The following is a 16,302-nucleotide window of genomic DNA, read 5'->3' as shown; positions in this document are numbered from 1 at the left end:
GGAAAGTCCAGGACCGTGATCGTCACAAGGAAGCGAAAGGGGCTCCCATGGGCGAAGATTACATTGAAGCATTGCTTGCGAGCAGGAAAAAGCCTGTTGAGCAGGTGCAGAAGCCGCCGGCAGTTCCCGAGGATCTGTCAAAGCTTGAGCAGCAGAAGAAGTTCCTGGAAGCCAGATTTGACTGCCTCATAAGGGTAATCAGCCTTTTTGGCCAGTCTGCCTCACTTGAGGATCTTCTCAGGATCCTGGTGAGCCAGGGGCAGATTCTTGTGCCCTTCGAGGCTCTGGAACTGATGAAGATGGATGAATCGGAAGAGCACCTCGTGGCCTACTCCGTCTGTTATGAGGGGATTATCCAGTGGGGTCTCCGCCTCAATTACAGGGGCACCGAGATGGAAGACATCGTGAAGGAGAGAAGGATATCCCGCATAGGCAATATCCACGAAGAGCCCGAGTTCCCCGTGAGCGATATCGTCCATATTTACAAGATTGTCTCTATTCTCCAGATACCTGTTGCTTCGCCCGGCAGGTTCTGGGGGTTTCTGAACCTCTATCACCGCAAGCCCAGCGTCTTCACCCAGGCCCACCTTGAAGTGACGCAGCTCTTCTGCGCCCTCCTTGCCTCCTTCTTTGAGAATGAGCTCCTCAACGAAAAGGTGAGCCTCTTCAAGCAGTCCGCCCAGGTGGTGAGCGAGCCCGATTATGCCATGTCCCTCTATTTAAAGAGCGAAGTGAGGGCTCTCCAGGAGAGGATCGTCGAAAAATGCCAGAGCATGGGTGAAAAGGGCATGGGGAAGCTCACCACCAAGCAGGAAGATGCCATAAAGGATGTTCGTGAGGCGGCGGAACTCGCCCAGAGGAGGATTGATCACCTCAACGAGTATGTGCTGCTCACGGGGGGACAGGTGTACCTCGAGCGGCGGAAGGTAGATCTCGCAAGGTCTCTGGCCGATGCCCAGGAGCGCATCAAGGCGAAAATCGACGACAAGAGCCTCCGCATCTTTGTGGAGATTGACAAGAAATTTCCCCAGGTGGTGGCCGATTACAAGAAGCTCCAGCGGATATTGGTGGCCCTTCTGGAGAATGCCGTCGAGGCAAGCAAGGCAGGGAGTCTGCTGAGAGTCAATGTATCCCGCGAGGGCGACATGGCTGCCATTTCCGTGTGTGATTACGGCGACGAGATCAATCCCCTGGATTTCGAGGCAATACTGGCTCCCTACGGAAAGATTGAGCATACGGCCTCGACAAAGCATGGCAAGATAATCCTGAATGTCCCGGTAACGAAAATCCTTGTAGAGCTCCATGGGGGGAAGATGTGGATCGAGTCCTCCAAAGAAGAGGGCACGGCCTTCTGTTTTACCCTTCCCCTGGCACCGGCATAGGAAGGGCCTCGCCGAATACCTGCTCATACCGCGCTTTAAGCTCCTGAAAAGTGAAATGATGCTCTGTCGTGCCGCATACTTCCACCACGTACGTGGCGACAAGGCTCGCAAGTTTTCCCATGGCCATGAAGTCAAGGCCACAGAGGATGCCCATGATGATGGCCGACCGGTAGGCGTCGCCTGCACCGGTGGGATCAGCCACTATCCGCGGCGTGACGGGAGGTATCGAATAGGTCTGTTCTTTCGTCTTGATGAAGGAGCCCTGGGATCCCTTGGTCACGATCAGGCCCCCTGTGATTTCCAGGAGCTCCTGCTCTGATTTTCCTGTCTTGTGAAGGATCATGTCCAGCTCGTAGTCGTTCTGGATGGTGAATCTGGACCCCCTGATGTTTTCCAGTATCTGTTCCGGCTCAAGACGCGGGATCTGGTGGCCAGGGTCAAAGATGAAGGGTATGGAGGCTTCCCTGCACTCTCTGCAGTATTTCACCATGGCCCCGGGATCGTTGGGAGAGATGATGGCTATCTCGACTTTTTCATTCTTGAGCTCATGAAATGAGAGCGTGTGGGCCGATGCCATCGCCCCCGCGTAGAAGCCCGTTATCTGGTTGCTGCTCCTGTCGGTGGTGATGAAGCAGGAGGCGGTGTACTCGCCGGGGATTACCTTGATGAGGGAGGTTTCAATGCCCTGTGCCTCCATCCACGTGCGGAACTCGCCGAAGTCCTCTCCCACTGTCCCCATGACATGAGGTCTTTTCCCCAGCAGCGCCAGGGAATAGGCGATATTAGCGGCGCAGCCTCCGCGGAGCTTTTTCATTGAGTCAACGAGAAAGCTCACGTTGAGCTTTTCTATCTTGTCGGGAAGGATGTGTTCCTTGAAAAAGCCCGGGAACTTCAGGATATTGTCGTAAGCCAGCGAGCCGGTGATAATGATCGCCATACCCACCTCCGCGATGGTGCATAATAGTAAAGCCTTCTCCATTCTCCACGAAAGGTCTTTTTCCTCCAACGGCAAAGAGCCTCTCCCCCTTTACCATCGAAGCGATATGGTGTATAATTTCTCTGTCTGAAAGGAGAAGATGAAATGCCGGAAGATGCAGTAAAAGTCATATTCGCAGACGGAAGAGAGCATGAAGTGACCAGGGGGATCACGGTGCTCGATGCGGCGAGGCTCTCGGGGCATTTCACTCCCTATCACCTTATGGGAGCCCTGGTGAACAATGAGCTTAAGTCTCTCTCGGAGCCCCTCCTGGAAGATTCCCGTGTGGAGCTTCTTGACGGCCGCCTCGAGGAGGGCCGCAAGATCTACCGAAGAAGCCTCAGCCTTGTCATGATCAGAGCCTTCAGGGAGCTCTTCCCCGACGGGAAGGTAGTGATAAGGCACTCCCTGAGCGGCGGCTATTTCTGCAAGCCGTCGATTGACAGGCCTTTTACTCCCAAGGATCTCAAGGCCCTCAAGGCGAGGATGGACGAGATCATTGCACGCGACGAGCCTTTCAAACCCCATGTCTTCACCAGGGAAGAGGCGGTGAAGTTTTTCGGAAGCGACGGCCAGGATGACAAGGCGCGGCTCTTTCCCTACATGGGGGATCCTTCCATAGAAGTCCATTCCTGTGGAGAGATAAGAGCCTGCATCTTCGGCAAGATGGTGCAGAGCACCGGCTACCTGAAGGTCTATGATCTTCTCTATTACCCGCCGGGCTTCATCCTGCGCTTTCCCCGCTCCAACAACCCCCTTCAGCTTTCGCCCTACACAGAGCAGAAGAAGCTCTTCAGAGTTTACTATGAGTACAAGCAGTGGGTGAACCTCCTGGGAGTCGGCGACGTGCCGGCTCTCAACACCGTCATAGAGTCGGGCGAGATAAACGACCTCATAAGGGTTGCCGAGGCTCTTCATGAGAAAAAGATCGCTGCCATTGCCGACATTATAGCAAAAAACAAGGAGCAGCTCAGGGTTGTTCTCATAGCGGGGCCATCGGCGTCGGGGAAGACCACCTTTGCCCAGAGGCTTGCCGTGCAGCTCAGGGTGAACGGGATCAAGCCTGTAGGTATCTCCGTCGATGATTATTTCCTTGACAGGGAAAAGACGCCCCGCGATGAAAAGGGCGACTACAATTTCGAGATTCTTGAGGCCCTCGATCTTGAGCTTTTCAACAATCACCTCACCACGCTTCTCATGGGCGGTGAAGTGGAGATACCCCACTTCGACTTCACTGTCGGCGCCCGCATGAAGTCGGGGAGAAAGCTCAGGATCAAGCCGGATCAGCCCCTCGTGATAGAGGGGATTCACTGTCTCAACGACAGGCTTACCGAGTCAATCGCCAGGGAGAACAAGTTCAAGATATACGTAAGCGCCCTTACGCAGCTCAACCTGGATGACCATAACAGGATCAACACCACCGATACGAGGATTCTCAGGAGAATAGTGCGTGACAAGCAGTTCAGGGGGCGCGACGCGCTGGGAACACTGAAAAGATGGGATTCCGTAAGGATGGGCGAGCGTGACCACATCTTTCCCTTCCAGGAAGAGGCTGACATCATGTTCAACTCCTCGCTGGTCTACGAGTTTTCCGTTCTCAAGACCTTTGTGGAGGAGCCCTTGAAGGCCATCGGCAGGACCGAGCCCGAGTATTCGGAAGCGCAGCGCCTCCTGTCGATACTGCAGTTCTTCCTGAAAGTGGGAACCGATGAGATTCCTCCCAACTCCATCATGCGCGAGTTCATCGGTGCCACCTACTTCATAAGCGCCGACGTGCCCCATTGAAGGAACCATGGTATTGCGTCGCTTTTGTTAATATTTAGTTAACAAATTATTTCCAAAATTTTAACAATTCCATGGTATAATATGTACGGTGCGATCTATATGACAAGTCCAGCTCCCCGGGCCCGTGATGAAGGGTTCCGCGGGGCAATAAGAGATGACAAGGACAAGGAGGAGCGATTATGAACGAGATTCAGCAGCCAGGATTCAATCCCAGCATATCGCAGCTCGAGCAGGCAGGTCCTGTCGGCGCGCCTCAGGCGGTCCAGGAGAGCCAGCGTCTTGGCATGTACATTGATAATGTCCTCGGCTCAGAAGGAGGCACGGTGCAGCAAGGCTTCCGCCTTGATGCCGTGATGTCAGGATGCCTCAACGGGTACCTCGGCCTTGGCGACAGGGCAATGGAAGCCCTTGAAAATCCTCTTGCGAGCGCAGAGATCCTCAATATGGGGAAAAATACGGCCGGTGCCCCCCAGGCCCTGAAGCCCATGGCAGGTATCCAGGAGGGCAGGGCCTTTGAGACCCTTACAAGCTATGAAGCCCCCGAAGTAAGCGAAGTGGCCCTGGGTCTTGTCCCGGGAGTGGGAGCCCAGGTGGCCTCCACGGGGAATCCAGCCTCAGTGAGCCAGATCCTGGAGAAGAGCCCGGGAGAGGAAGTGGCGATGAAGGACCAGGAGAAGGCGGCCAACGTGGGCTTTGAAACCCTCGGCAAGTGGGAGCTTGATTCAGGGAGCGAGATGGCATATCTGGAGAGCGGCGCACCCCAGGGCCTTGCCCTCGGAAACTCCGCGCCCGCGATGACGGCTCTGGCAACCCCTCCCGGTGAAGCTTTTGATGTGAGGCCCATGGTATCGAGGCCCGTGATTGAAGGAAACCGTGCTGAGTATAGCGGCGGATGGTCACAGATACATGAAACCCTTTCCCGCTTTGATGGTACTGGCAACAATGGCATGATCGGCATGACCGATTGGCTCAACGGGCAGGCAGCTCCTTCTCCCGCCATAGGGCTTGACGCACCGGCGCCTGCAGCGCCGACGGTGGGTATGATCCAGTCCCCGGGCTCCACGGAGCTTATGGGCCACCATGCCATCATGACCAGGGAGCTCTTCGGATTCCTGGATCTCTCCTCCTATTCGCAGTCCGTCGCCATGGGTGTGAACCCCACGACGGCGTCAACAGCCCTCAGCCCGGGCAAATACATATCGAATCTCGTTGACGGCTATTACACCTAAGAGGCCGCTTTTCCAAGGCATACCGAAAGGTGAGCACCATGCTCACCTTTTTTATTGCACCTGCCGCAGCCCTTCAGGGGTTTTGGGCGGCGATCCGGGAAGGGGAAAAAGGTCGCCCGGAGTATTTATACTCAGGAGCATATCTTGAAAACCTGTCTTGAAAGGCTGACCATATGAGAACAATTCTGACGCCCGCCTTGGCGAAACTCATCAATATCGGCAAAGAGGCCGCCCTTGGAAGCGAGAACAGCGAGGCCCTCCTCGCGGCCACGGGGGAGGCCGCTCAATTTCTCTCCACCTACCGGGCCCTTTACCGTCTCATGGCCACGACATTTTACAGGGACAAGGACACCAGGACCCTGCTTGACTACATAGAGACCAACTTTAATGAGCTCGAGAAGGATATCGCCGATCTTGATCGGGTGGTCCGGGAGAAAAGGACCTTTGAGCTGAACCCTGTCATGCACTATATCGAGGAGTCCTCGGGGCGTCTCATATCGGCCATCAGGGAGCTCAAGGACCTCGATGCGAGGGAGAAGGTCGAGTCACCCATGCCCGTCGTGAATGCCATTATCAAGGCCTCATTCAACGTGGCGAGCGGCAACGATGACACCAGGGTCCTCGGACAGTGGTTCCCAAGCCTCGTGGTCCTGGTAAGCTCCCTTGACGGCGAGGTGGCGAGGTTCAGCACCCTCCATCCCGGCGAGGAAGATCTCGCAAGAACAGCCAGGAAGCTTGTAGGCGACCTGAAGGAGGGAACGGGCGCCCTCTTCTTCTATCTCAAGGACAAAAAGCCCGTGTGCCTTGCCGACGGCCTCCGCCTCCTCAAGTATGCCTCGCGGAACCTCTACAGGATTCTGCGCGAGATGGACCGCATAGCGGCAAGCACCTCGCAGTATTCGAAGATCCCCGCTGTGGAGGAGTTCTGCCAGGCCTATGCTGCCTGGAAGGAAGGGAAAATGCCCTGGGAGCCTGTGGAAGGGAGCTTCAAGACCCTCACCTTCCTTAAGAGCCTCTATGATGAGACTCACGATGCCATCAAGGATTTTCCTCTCTTCTTCACTCTGGGGAATGCCTGGGCAGCGGCACAGATCTGCAGGATTCACTGTGGAGGTCTCCACGCCACCCTATCAAAAAGTATTGCATCGCAGCAGAAAGACATCCCGCCGGGCGAGGTGACCGCAGCCTTTGAAAGCTATTCTTCAGCGATTTCAAGGCTTGTCACCCTGATGGAAGAGGAGATAATGAAGGTGGCCTCGGCGCCCCACATCGAGGAGATGAAGGAGCTTGTGGGGAGGGCCCTGAAAGATGGCGTCGTGCTTGAATATTTTGCCCAGAGGCTCCAGTTCTTCGAGCAGTCCCACCTGGACATTCTCGGGGAGTTCAGCAAGGCCAAGGATACCCCCGGGAGCGCCCCCGAGGTGGGCGAGGTCTTTGGGCTTCTCACCGAGCAGGGAAGGGGCATCGAGAGGATGCTCAGGTTCCTTGACGACGGCGGGAGGGACCACCTCGTGGAAGGGCTTGCCATGATTGAAAAGACTCTGCCCCGTCTTCTTGAGATCCAGAGAGGCGTGAAATCGGAGATTTCTGAACGCCTTGGGAGCACCAGGCCCCAGAAGCTCTTCTGCCTCAAGTGCGGCACCGAGAACGCTCCTGGGACAAAGCGCTGCAGGAAGTGCTCGACGCCTCTGCCGCTCGTCGTGGCCGAATCATATTCCACCGATGATACCCTCGGCATGGAAGAGGGCTCGCCCTTCAATATCGCCCGCATCGAAGAGGCCGTCACGCAGTTTGAGAGCGGCTCCCTCTCTGCGGGCGAGCTCTCGGGGGAGATCAAGAGCTATATCAACAAGCTCGAAGGGATAAGAAGCGACTTCGAGTCGAGGTCTCACCAGGCCCTCGCCGCCTCGCCAAGCGCCGAGATAAGGGAATACACGGCATCGTTTCACAGCAACCTCAACCAGCTCAGGCAGTCCCTGGAGACCATGCTCCTCTTTACCCAGAGCCCCGATTTTCTCTACCAGGGCATGCAGGCCTTCCAGGCGGCGGCGGCAGAGCTCTCAGACATCCGCAGGGCCGTGAGGGCCCGCGTGTAGAGCCGGAGCACAGAGAAAAGGATTTTTTCTGCCGGGAGAGAATATATCCACGCTTTTTCCTCGGAATCAGGACTATGACAGGTGTCATACCCTCCCGCCTGTCTTTCAGCCTTATCTTATTATTCTGTCGGTGAGGTGTTGCATGAAAGACGGTAGCAAAATCAATGGCCTTTTTCTCTTCCTCTTTGTGATGATTGGCGTGCTTCTGGGAGGAGTTCTCGCTGAAATGCTCCGCTCAGTCATTCCCAGCATGGCGAAATCGGTAAGCCTCGGCCTCACGCCGCCGGCCACGCTCAATCTTTACATCATGGACATTACCTTCGGCTTTGACTTCAGGTTCAACCTGGGGAGCGCCCTTGGGGCAACCGCAGGATTCATCCTTGGCAGGAAGGTCCTCTGAAGAGCGCAGCGGCCGGCTCTTAGCGTATTGTTGAAGACATGATGAGCCCTTCCACCTCGGGAAGGAGGGCGCTGTCCTTGGCTTCCACCATGAAGACATAGGCCTTTTTGTTCTTCACGGCGATATACATATACCGCGATTTTCCCTCGCTGTCGGCGAATTGTATCTTGTATCCGTCAAGGCCGCCCACCCTGGCCTTTTCCTCGTTCTGCTTCTTGAGGCCTTTCTTCTCAGCCTCCTTGATGGAATAGGGCTTGATGGTGTCAACGTTGTTCACGGGCACCCCCTGGGGCTTGTATACCGTGAGGACCAGTCCCATATCGGGCCTCGAGAAGATCCACAGGAACTTGTCTGAGCCCTCGCCCTGGAGGGGAATCTCCTGCCACTGGGGGGTGATGGAGAGGGTGAGGTCACCGTCGGGGCTCTCGGCCTGTATTGCGGCCACTGAAGGCGGCGCCCCTGTAGCTGTCGGCAGCGGTGTCGCGCCTCCCCCCATTTCCGCCAGCTTCTGGGCGGCCATCTGGCTGTACTTGTGCGAGGAATCGATGGCCATGCAGCGCTGGAAGGCCTCGATGGCCTTGGCTTTATACTCGTCACCCTTGAGGGAACGGTAAATGAGCCCCAGGGCGTAAGAGGCGTCAACGCTCTTTGGATTGATGGAGAGGGCTGTCTCAAATTCCCTTATGGCATCAGCGTGCTTGTTCTGCCTCGCCAGGGTGAAGGCAAGAGAAGAGTGGAGGTCAGGCGAGAGGGGCTGGATCCTCAGTGCCCTGCTGTAGCAGGACTCGGCGTCAAAGAACCTCCCTGTGGTGAAGTAGATTTTTCCCATTGCCATGAGGCCTTTCACCGAGTAAGGGTTCTTTATGGTGGCGGCCTTGTAGTTCTTGAGAGCCTCTTCCTGCTGGCCCTCCTTCTCCGCCAGGTAGGCCAGGTTCAGGTAGGGCTCCACATAATTGGGTTTGTAACGCAAGGCCTGCCCGAACTCGGTTTTGGCCTCGGCGAGCTTTCCCATCTGGACGTAGAGGATGCCGAGCATGTTGTGGGCATAAGCGTTCTGGGGCATCACCTTTATCGCGGCGTTAAGATCGGCGATGGCTCCCGGCACGTTCTGAGCCATGAGCTTTTCAATCGCCTTCACGTAGAAGGCGGTGCTTGACTCGGGCTTGATCTGTGCCGCCTTTTTCCAGTACTGCAGAGCGTCCTGAAAGCGATCCTGGGCCTGGTATGCGACGCCGAGAAAGTAATAGAGCTCGCCTGCGGCGGGGAATCTTGCGATGGCGCCCTTCAGGAGCTCGACGGCCGTCGAGTACTGGCCATGGTCGATAAGATCCTGGCTCCACTGGCTTGCCCCGGCGAGGAGGTTCTGCTGTGCCTCCTTGTAGTCAGGCTTTATCTTGAGGGCAATCTCGTACTCCTGGAAAGCCTCCTTGAAGAATCCCTTTTCGGCGTACACATATCCAAGGTTGTTGTGGGCCATGGGGTTCTGGGGGTTGAGGGCGATGGCGCGCTGGAAGGCCTCTATGGCCTTGTCCCACATCTGTTTCTGGGCGAACTGGAGGCCCTGGTTGACGAGGGACTGAGCATCCTGGCCCAGCAGAGGCGCCATAAGCGCCATGGAGATAAGTATGACAAGGCCGGCGTGGTAAATGGCTTTTTTCACGGTGACCATCCTTTCCTGTGCAGAGAGATCCATTGCATCACAGTCTGCTTCATATCGCTGAATTGAATAATTAAATATTCGGGAGGAGATGCCTCTGTGCCTTCTCCCGTCCTCACCCTATGATACATGGATAATAAGAATAAATTCCCGAGAGAAGCAGAGGAAAGACTCTTTTCCCGCAGATATCAGGACTGCGCTGGAAACTGGGCTGGAAAGCCTCCTGGAGCTCTGATCAGTACTGGGGCCTCTGGTGCGTGAGGCTTCCGCTTCCGCCGCCTGATGTTCCGCCGCCTCCGCCGGAGGTGCCACCGCCGCCGCCGGAAGTGCCCCCGCCGCCGCTGTAGCCGCCACCTCCGCCGCCGGAAGTGCCCCCGCCTCCGCCGCTGTAGCCGCCGCCACCGCCTCCGCCGCTGTAGCCGCCTCCACCGCCGCCTCTGTAGCCGCCTCCGCCGCCAGTTCCTGGAAGAGGCTCATGCGCCGGGGCGCTTTTCGTGATGGTGAGAGTGACGATATTCCATGGGGGCTTTCCCTTTCCGTCACCGGGAATCTTGTATTCCGCCGTGATCTCGGCGCCCACCTTGGCCTTCTTGGGAAGCTCGGAGCGCTTCATCCTGAGTGTCAGGGGACCGTCAGAGGTTTTCACCTGGAGCTTCACCGTGTCTTCGCTTTTTTCCAGCTTCGCGAGCGTTCCCTTCACTTCCTTGATCTTCTCCACGATCTTCACCACCGTGGGCGATGGCGACGGAGTGGGGGAGGGCGTGGGCGAGGCTTTCGCCACCGGCCCGGTAAACTTCATTATGAGGGGGATGGAGAATATTACAAGGAAGAAGACGATGAACCCCACGATGACCCCTGCGATGATGAAAGCGGGGACCGAGGAGCGGTGCTCTTTCTCCTTCTTTTCACCGCCCTCCTTGCCTGACTTGAGCAGTGCTTCCGAGACAAAATGATAATCCCTCTCTCTCGTGGAGGGCGCCACGGGCTGAGGAGCCACTGCCGGCGGGGGAGCCTCCTTTGATTTGGTGAGGGAGACCTGGGACTGCTTTCTTTTCCAGTCCTCGACGACGCCCTGGTTCTCCAGGCGGAGCTGCGTTTTGGGAAGAGTTGAGGCAGACGACCGCCCCCCGTCGGCAGCCTGGGGGCGCCTCAGATTCTGGCTGATCATGTATTCCCTGATGGCCACCACGCTCTGGAACCTTTCGTCAGGCTTCAGCTCTATCATTTTCAGTATGAGGGCATCGACCTGCGCCGACACCAGGGGATTGTAGTGAGAAGGTGCATTGACGGTGCCGCCCTGGAGGATCCTGTCCACGGAGTCGGCGATGATGATCTTGGTGAGGAGGTAATAGAGGCTCACTCCAAGCGCATAGATGTCTGACCTCGGGTCGGTGCCGCCGCTCCCGTACTGCTCCGGCGGTGCAAAGCCTGCGGAGCCGCTCCCCTTGATGGCCGTCATGGTCCTGTCGCGGGGATCAAATATCTTGGCGATACCGAAGTCGATGATCTTGATCCTTCCCTCGCTGGTGAGCATGATGTTCGCAGGCTTGAGATCCCTTATGATGACGGGGTCCGGCCTGGTGTGGAGGTAGTCCAGGATATCGAGGATCTGGTCGCTCCACTCCAGCACCTGGCTCTCCATGATATACTGGGGGTTCTCCATCACCACCTGTTCCAGGGTTCTGCCGTCTACGAACTCCATCACGAGGTAATGGCGATCGTTCTCCTCGAAGGTGTCCAGGATCCTGGGGATCCCGGGGTGATCGAGCTTGGCCATGGTCTCGGCTTCGTTCTGGAACTGAGCCGCCACCCGCTCGCGGTCGTCGGCTTCAACGAAATGATCATACATCTCCTTGAGGGCGCACTCCTTGTTGAGCCTCAGGGCATGCACCTTGAAGACGTACCCCATTCCTCCCCTGCCGATCTGCGAGAGGATCTTATACCTTCCCTGGAGCGTCATCCCGGGCTTCAGAGACGTTTTCATATGCAAGGCCTCCAGTGCAGCGTACAGTATCTCCGGACATAGGCCCTGAGCAGCGGCCTATGCCTTTCAAGAGCATTGTCGCGTCGCGTGAAATAATATTCCCTGCTATAATTATAATATATATCCGGGAAATGTAAAGTATATTCCGCTCGTGAGGTTGCCGGGGCTGCGGTTCCTGCACTCAGGGGCGCTCTGCCGGTCATAATATTCTCCGGGAGAGAGGATCTTCATTGCATATCGACGCTCTATTTGATAAAATGGGAATATGAAAGCGGAAAAAGGAACAACCATGAGAAGCCGTTATTTCTGCGCCTGTGTGGCTTACATTCTTGCCGCATTGCTGTGTGCCTCTGTAACCATCTCTGAGGTGCAGGCCGTGGCGCCCAAAAAGTCGCAGGCATGGGCCGTCGTCGTGGGAATTGACAAGTATCTTAAGGAGGTCACTCCTCTCCAGTTCTCCGCAGCTGATGCAAGAGAATTCAAAAAGGCCCTTGTGGAGGCGGCAGGCTTCAATGAAGACCAGGTATTTCTGCTGACGAGCGACCAGACGGGAAACCGCTTCCCTGATAAAACCGGCATCATAAGGTGGGTCTCATACATCAAGAACAAGGCTCAGCCTGATGATATTTTCGTGTTTTTTTTCTCAGGCCATGGCATTGACATAGAGAAGGAGAGCTATCTGCTCACCGCAGAGGCCGATCCTTTCAGCAGGGAGACTCTTGAGACAAGCTCCCTCAAACTGGCCGATCTCAGGAAGATAATCGAGAATATGAGAGCCGGGAGAAAGCTTCTTTTCATAGACGCATGCCGCAACGATCCACGGGGAGGCAAGGGAGACAGTGATAACAGGCTCTCAAGCCTCATGGCGAAGAATATCACCATCGCCCCCCCGAAGGAGAAAGAATCCTCCTCTTCGCCGCGGTTCAGTGCAATCTACTTTTCCTGCAACGTGGGGGAGCGATCCTATGAGTGGTCAGAGAAGGCAATGGGCTTCTTTACCTATTTCCTTGTCAAGGGTGTCCGCGGTGAAGCCGTGAACAGGAAAGGCTTTGTGACGCTCGAGTCACTTCGGCGGTATATCACGAAAAACGTCCCGCCAGCAGTGGAAAGGGAGCGCGGCTGCTCTCAAAATCCCTGGGTGATAAGAGAAGAGGGTCCCGGTGAAGAAATATGGACATTGGCAAAGCCCGCCGCAGTGGTAAATATGCCATCATCACCTGCAAACCTTGTAAGCAACGGCGGTTTTGAGGATGGCCTCGCCCCTCCATGGGGAACGGGCCGTTACAGTGATCTGGGAAAGGCTTGGTGGAACAGCCTTACATGCACCTCGCGCGCCGAGATCGATAAAAGCTCCATGAAAAACGGTTCAGCATCCCTGCACATCATCAACCTGTCGCCGCGGGCGCCTCATGTGTTCGGCTCAACAGCTCAGAGGATTCCCATAGAAAAGGGAAAGACCTACGAGATCACCTTGTGGGCAAAGGGAGAAAATCTCAGGTCCCGCGGGGCAGTGAACATCGCCGTTGACGAGGGATGGGGGGTCAGGCCGGTCGTGCTGCCACAGGGCTCATCGCCCTGGACCCTGTACCGGGGCACCTTCTCCCTCGAGCAGGATTACGCCGATGTGAGGATTCTCTCGGAGGACTGCGGCGAGGCCTGGATAGATGACATCACTGTCACCAGGGTGGGGGAATAAGGGGAGAGCCCTGTGGTGTATCGAGAGGCCAGGGGAATTCTCCCGGCCTCATGGCACCTCAGTTTCATCTAAATAAACTCTCAACCGGTGAGCCTTAAAACCGCTTTTGAAAGGCTTTAAGAAAGTCTGGAGCCCTCATAATCTTAATGCCGTGAAACTCCGACAGGTGCAGAAGATGCTCATCGCCTGAAATGATATACTCCGTCTGGCCTTCACAGGCACACTCGAGGATCCTGTTGTCCGGAGGGTGGGCACTGATCGCGTCAAAGCTTTCTTTCGGCTCAACAATGACTGAAAGCTCTAGAACAAGTGAGAGGAACTCTCTTTGCTCTTCTTTCTGAAACTTCAGCTTTTTGTAATGGAGCACCCGCTCCAGTTCCTTCAGAAGCGGAAGAGAGATAACCAATTGAAAAACGCCCTTCCTGCACTGCATGAGGAGGGCTCTCTCCGCGCCGCTCCATCCCAGGGCGGAGATAAGCACGTTGGTGTCTATGACGATTCTCTTGCCCATTTTATGGCTTCTTCAATGTCCTTTTTCGATATCTTTTCCTTTTTGAAGCGCTCTTCTATGGTGCCTGCAAGGGCATTGAAGCGCTCTTCCCAGGAGAGGTCCACCTTTTCGAGCTCTATGATTTTGCCCCTCACCCGGAACAAGATGTAGTCGCCCGTGCCGGCATTGATTTTTTTCCTGATGCGGGCCGGCAGAGTGATCTGCCCCTTGCTTGTCATTCTCGCCATGCATTCGTCTTTCATGCTCTCAGCTCCTAAAGTAAGGAATTCTTACATTTATAGTATACCGTAAAAAGACGCTTTTCGCAATAGGCCGCGTACTCGACATTTTCAGAATCACCTTGTGGGCAAAGGGAGAAAATCTCAGCTCCCGCGGGGCAGTGAACATCGCCGTTGACGAGGGATGGGGGGTCAGGCCCGTGGTATTGCCGCAGGGCTCATCTCCCTGGACTCTTTACCGCGGCACCTTCTCGCTTCAGCAGGACTACGCCGATGTGAGGATTCTCTCGGAGGACTGCGGCGAGGCCTGGATAGATGACATCACTGTCACCAGGGTGGGGGAATAAGGGGAGAGCCCTGTGGTGTATCGAGAGGCCAGGGGAATTCTCCCGGCCGGCAGGATTTGTCTGCGGTGCGAATGCCAGTGTAGTGACAAATCCAAATGCCGGCTGAGGAGGAGAATGTCCCCTGGCCTCATGGCACCTCAGTTTCATCGGAATTTCAGGTGCTAAAGGATTCTCCTGCCGCGGGGGAAGATGACAGTGATGCGGTGGGGCGCAGTGCCCCTGATGATAAGATAGTTCTCGTGGAGACACCAGAGGTTCCAGTCCAGGACCTCCCCGGTGAGATCGCGGAATATGTGGCGGCAGTCTGACCGCGAGAGCACCTTGTCGGCGCCGTACGTGACCAGCGGGAGGCCGGGTCCTGCATTGAAGACCTGCCCGCCCTCCATGACGGCCTCGTAGCCGGGATACTCGCGGATCGCGCCAGTATTCACAATATCGCTATGTGCATCACTGGAGCTATGCCACTCTGAGTTCTGATTCCCCTATGAAAGGGAGAAATACGCATGGTATCGAAGATATTCTGGTAACTCTGAAAAAATAAGCGAACTCCAAGTCTATTATGATGCTGAAATGAATATATGCTTTGATGAAGAAAACGAAATATATGAAAATAATATAACTGAAAGTGATCCTGTCAGCGCACAAAGCGAAGAGACTGTGAAGGCAGAACAGTTAACATCGTGGAAGGAAGATTAAATCACCGCTCTTTATAAAGAACTCAAGGAGGTCTGCGGCATGTTCACCACCCCTGAAGAGCTTCTCGCCAGGATACGGCTTGGCGAGGACAGCTTCCTGGAGCTGAAGACTGTTCACTTCAGGGGGAAGAAAGTCTCTTCTCCCGCGAGGAATACCCTGGCAGATGAGCTTGCCGCTTTTGCCAACACCCATGATGGCGTGCTTTTGCTTGGAATTGACGACAGCTCCAGGGAAATTGTGGGAATTCCTCTTGATAAGCTTGATGCTGTCGAGAGTTATATCCGCGAGGTATGCAGTGACTCCATAAAGCCTCCTCTCATTGCTGCCATACTCAAGATGGAGCTCCCTGACCGGGAAGGCGCCATGAAACCCGTAGTAAAAGTCGAGGTCCCCAGGAGCCTTTTTGTGCACAAGAGCCCTGGAGGGTATTTCAACCGCGTGGGAAGCTCAAAACGGGAAATGTCCACGGAGCAGCTTGCCCGCCTGCTGCAGCAGCGGAGCCAGGCGAGGATCATCAGGTTTGACGAGGAGCCTGTCCCCGGCACAGGAATCCACGACATTGAAGAAAGCCTCTGGAAGCGCTTTCTGCCTCACACTATGCTCCATGAGCCTTTGGTGGCTCTGAGTAAAATGAGGATTCTCTGTATGGACAGCAGCGGCAAAGAGAGGGTGTCTGTAGGCGGGCTGCTCCTTTGCAGCGCCCACCCGGAAGCCTGTCTACCCCAGGCATACATTGAGGCCGTGAGGTACCGCGGTGTGAAGAGAGACAGCAACTTCCAGGTCAATGCCAGACAGATCGTGGGGCCGCTTGACCAGCAGATAGAGCAGGCTCTTCTTTTTACCCGCCTTTCCATGACCGTGGCGGCCCGCAAAGTACCCTACCGTGTTGAGTATCCTCAGTTCTCGATGCGCGCCCTCTTTGAAGCCGTGGTCAACGCCGTGGCGCACCGGGATTATTCCATTTATGCCTCCAAGATAAGGCTTTACATGTTCGATGACCGCCTTGAGCTTTACTCTCCGGGAGCCCTCGCCAATACCCTCACTGTCGAGAGCCTTTCACTGCGGCAGGCTACGCGGAATGAGCTGATCACCAGCCTCCTTTCACGGTGCCCTGTAAGAGATGATGATGCCTATTCCTTGAGAAGCATGCTCATGGACCGCCGCGGAGAGGGAGTGCCGATCATAATCGATGAGAGCGAAAAGCTCTCAGGCAGGGCTCCTGAATACCGGCTCATCGATGACGCCGAACTCCTTCTCACCATATATGCAGCCGGCCCCCCTGAAGAACCCTAAAAACCAGGGACAGTTCCCGGGCTATCTGCCGA

At 55.7% G+C, this 16,302-nt stretch carries 14 protein-coding genes; 8 read left to right on the top strand and 6 right to left on the bottom strand.

The window, feature by feature from the left end; all coding sequences use genetic code 11:
* Window positions 1-47: 47 nt before the first annotated feature.
* Entirely contained in the window at window positions 48-1,382 is a 1,335-nt protein-coding gene (locus RDV48_14870) for a GAF domain-containing sensor histidine kinase (GenBank protein ID MDQ7824081.1), read from the top strand.
* On the opposite strand, the gene RDV48_14865 is transcribed toward RDV48_14870, so the two are convergent.
* Window positions 1,357-2,388, bottom strand: a complete 1,032-nt coding sequence (locus RDV48_14865; protein ID MDQ7824080.1) for a carbohydrate kinase family protein — start codon at window positions 2,386-2,388, stop codon at window positions 1,357-1,359. The two genes, RDV48_14870 and RDV48_14865, sit on opposite strands and share 26 nt — an antisense overlap.
* Window positions 2,389-2,463: 75 nt before the next feature.
* Here RDV48_14865 and RDV48_14860 point away from each other — a divergent pair, with 75 nt between their 5' ends.
* The 4 genes from RDV48_14860 (at window position 2,464) to RDV48_14845 (ending at window position 7,868) form a co-directional block, all read left to right on the top strand.
* On the top strand, window positions 2,464-4,143 hold the full coding sequence (locus RDV48_14860; GenBank protein MDQ7824079.1) for a nucleoside kinase: 1,680 nt from the start codon (window positions 2,464-2,466) through the stop codon (window positions 4,141-4,143).
* 179 nt (window positions 4,144-4,322) lie between these two features.
* Window positions 4,323-5,372 carry a hypothetical protein gene (locus tag RDV48_14855; GenBank protein MDQ7824078.1) on the top strand — a complete coding sequence of 350 codons (1,050 nt, stop codon included), beginning with the start codon at window positions 4,323-4,325 and terminating at the stop codon, window positions 5,370-5,372.
* A 173-nt stretch (window positions 5,373-5,545) separates the two neighbouring features.
* Window positions 5,546-7,468 carry a hypothetical protein gene (locus tag RDV48_14850; protein ID MDQ7824077.1) on the top strand — a complete coding sequence of 641 codons (1,923 nt, stop codon included), beginning with the start codon at window positions 5,546-5,548 and terminating at the stop codon, window positions 7,466-7,468.
* Between the two features lie 142 nt (window positions 7,469-7,610).
* Complete coding sequence (locus RDV48_14845; protein ID MDQ7824076.1) at window positions 7,611-7,868, top strand: DUF4321 domain-containing protein; 258 nt, start codon at window positions 7,611-7,613, stop codon at window positions 7,866-7,868.
* Window positions 7,869-7,887: 19 nt separating this feature from the next.
* Here RDV48_14845 and RDV48_14840 read toward each other — a convergent pair whose 3' ends face one another.
* Both RDV48_14840 and RDV48_14835 read right to left on the bottom strand, forming a co-directional pair.
* Window positions 7,888-9,561, bottom strand: coding sequence for a tetratricopeptide repeat protein (locus RDV48_14840; protein ID MDQ7824075.1), 1,674 nt, complete (start codon window positions 9,559-9,561; stop codon window positions 7,888-7,890).
* 199 nt (window positions 9,562-9,760) lie between these two features.
* Window positions 9,761-11,509, bottom strand: a complete 1,749-nt coding sequence (locus tag RDV48_14835) for a serine/threonine-protein kinase (GenBank protein MDQ7824074.1) — start codon at window positions 11,507-11,509, stop codon at window positions 9,761-9,763.
* A 289-nt stretch (window positions 11,510-11,798) separates the two neighbouring features.
* On the opposite strand from RDV48_14835, the gene RDV48_14830 reads away from it, so the two are divergent.
* Window positions 11,799-13,205 carry a caspase family protein gene (locus tag RDV48_14830; protein MDQ7824073.1) on the top strand — a complete coding sequence of 469 codons (1,407 nt, stop codon included), beginning with the start codon at window positions 11,799-11,801 and terminating at the stop codon, window positions 13,203-13,205.
* Window positions 13,206-13,299: 94 nt separating this feature from the next.
* Here RDV48_14830 and RDV48_14825 read toward each other — a convergent pair whose 3' ends face one another.
* Complete coding sequence (locus RDV48_14825) at window positions 13,300-13,716, bottom strand: putative toxin-antitoxin system toxin component, PIN family (protein ID MDQ7824072.1); 417 nt, start codon at window positions 13,714-13,716, stop codon at window positions 13,300-13,302.
* On the bottom strand, window positions 13,695-13,958 hold the full coding sequence (locus RDV48_14820) for an AbrB/MazE/SpoVT family DNA-binding domain-containing protein (protein ID MDQ7824071.1): 264 nt from the start codon (window positions 13,956-13,958) through the stop codon (window positions 13,695-13,697). Before RDV48_14820 ends, RDV48_14825 begins: the two co-directional genes overlap by 22 nt.
* Window positions 13,959-14,056: 98 nt before the next feature.
* On the opposite strand from RDV48_14820, the gene RDV48_14815 reads away from it, so the two are divergent.
* Window positions 14,057-14,281 (top strand): hypothetical protein, encoded by a 225-nt coding sequence (locus RDV48_14815; GenBank protein MDQ7824070.1) that lies wholly within the window; start codon window positions 14,057-14,059, stop codon window positions 14,279-14,281.
* 161 nt (window positions 14,282-14,442) lie between these two features.
* Here RDV48_14815 and RDV48_14810 read toward each other — a convergent pair whose 3' ends face one another.
* Window positions 14,443-14,712, bottom strand: coding sequence for a hypothetical protein (locus tag RDV48_14810; protein ID MDQ7824069.1), 270 nt, complete (start codon window positions 14,710-14,712; stop codon window positions 14,443-14,445).
* 304 nt (window positions 14,713-15,016) lie between these two features.
* On the opposite strand from RDV48_14810, the gene RDV48_14805 reads away from it, so the two are divergent.
* Window positions 15,017-16,270: an ATP-binding protein gene (locus RDV48_14805; protein ID MDQ7824068.1), complete on the top strand. Its 1,254-nt coding sequence runs from the start codon at window positions 15,017-15,019 to the stop codon at window positions 16,268-16,270.
* The last annotated feature ends 32 nt before the right edge of the window (window positions 16,271-16,302 follow it).

Source organism: Candidatus Eremiobacterota bacterium (genome assembly GCA_031082125.1).
Lineage (GTDB): Bacteria > Vulcanimicrobiota > CADAWZ01 > CADAWZ01 > Ess09-12 > Ess09-12.
Note: the sequence above shows the minus strand (reverse complement) of the source record. Positions and strands in the feature narration are given on the sequence as shown.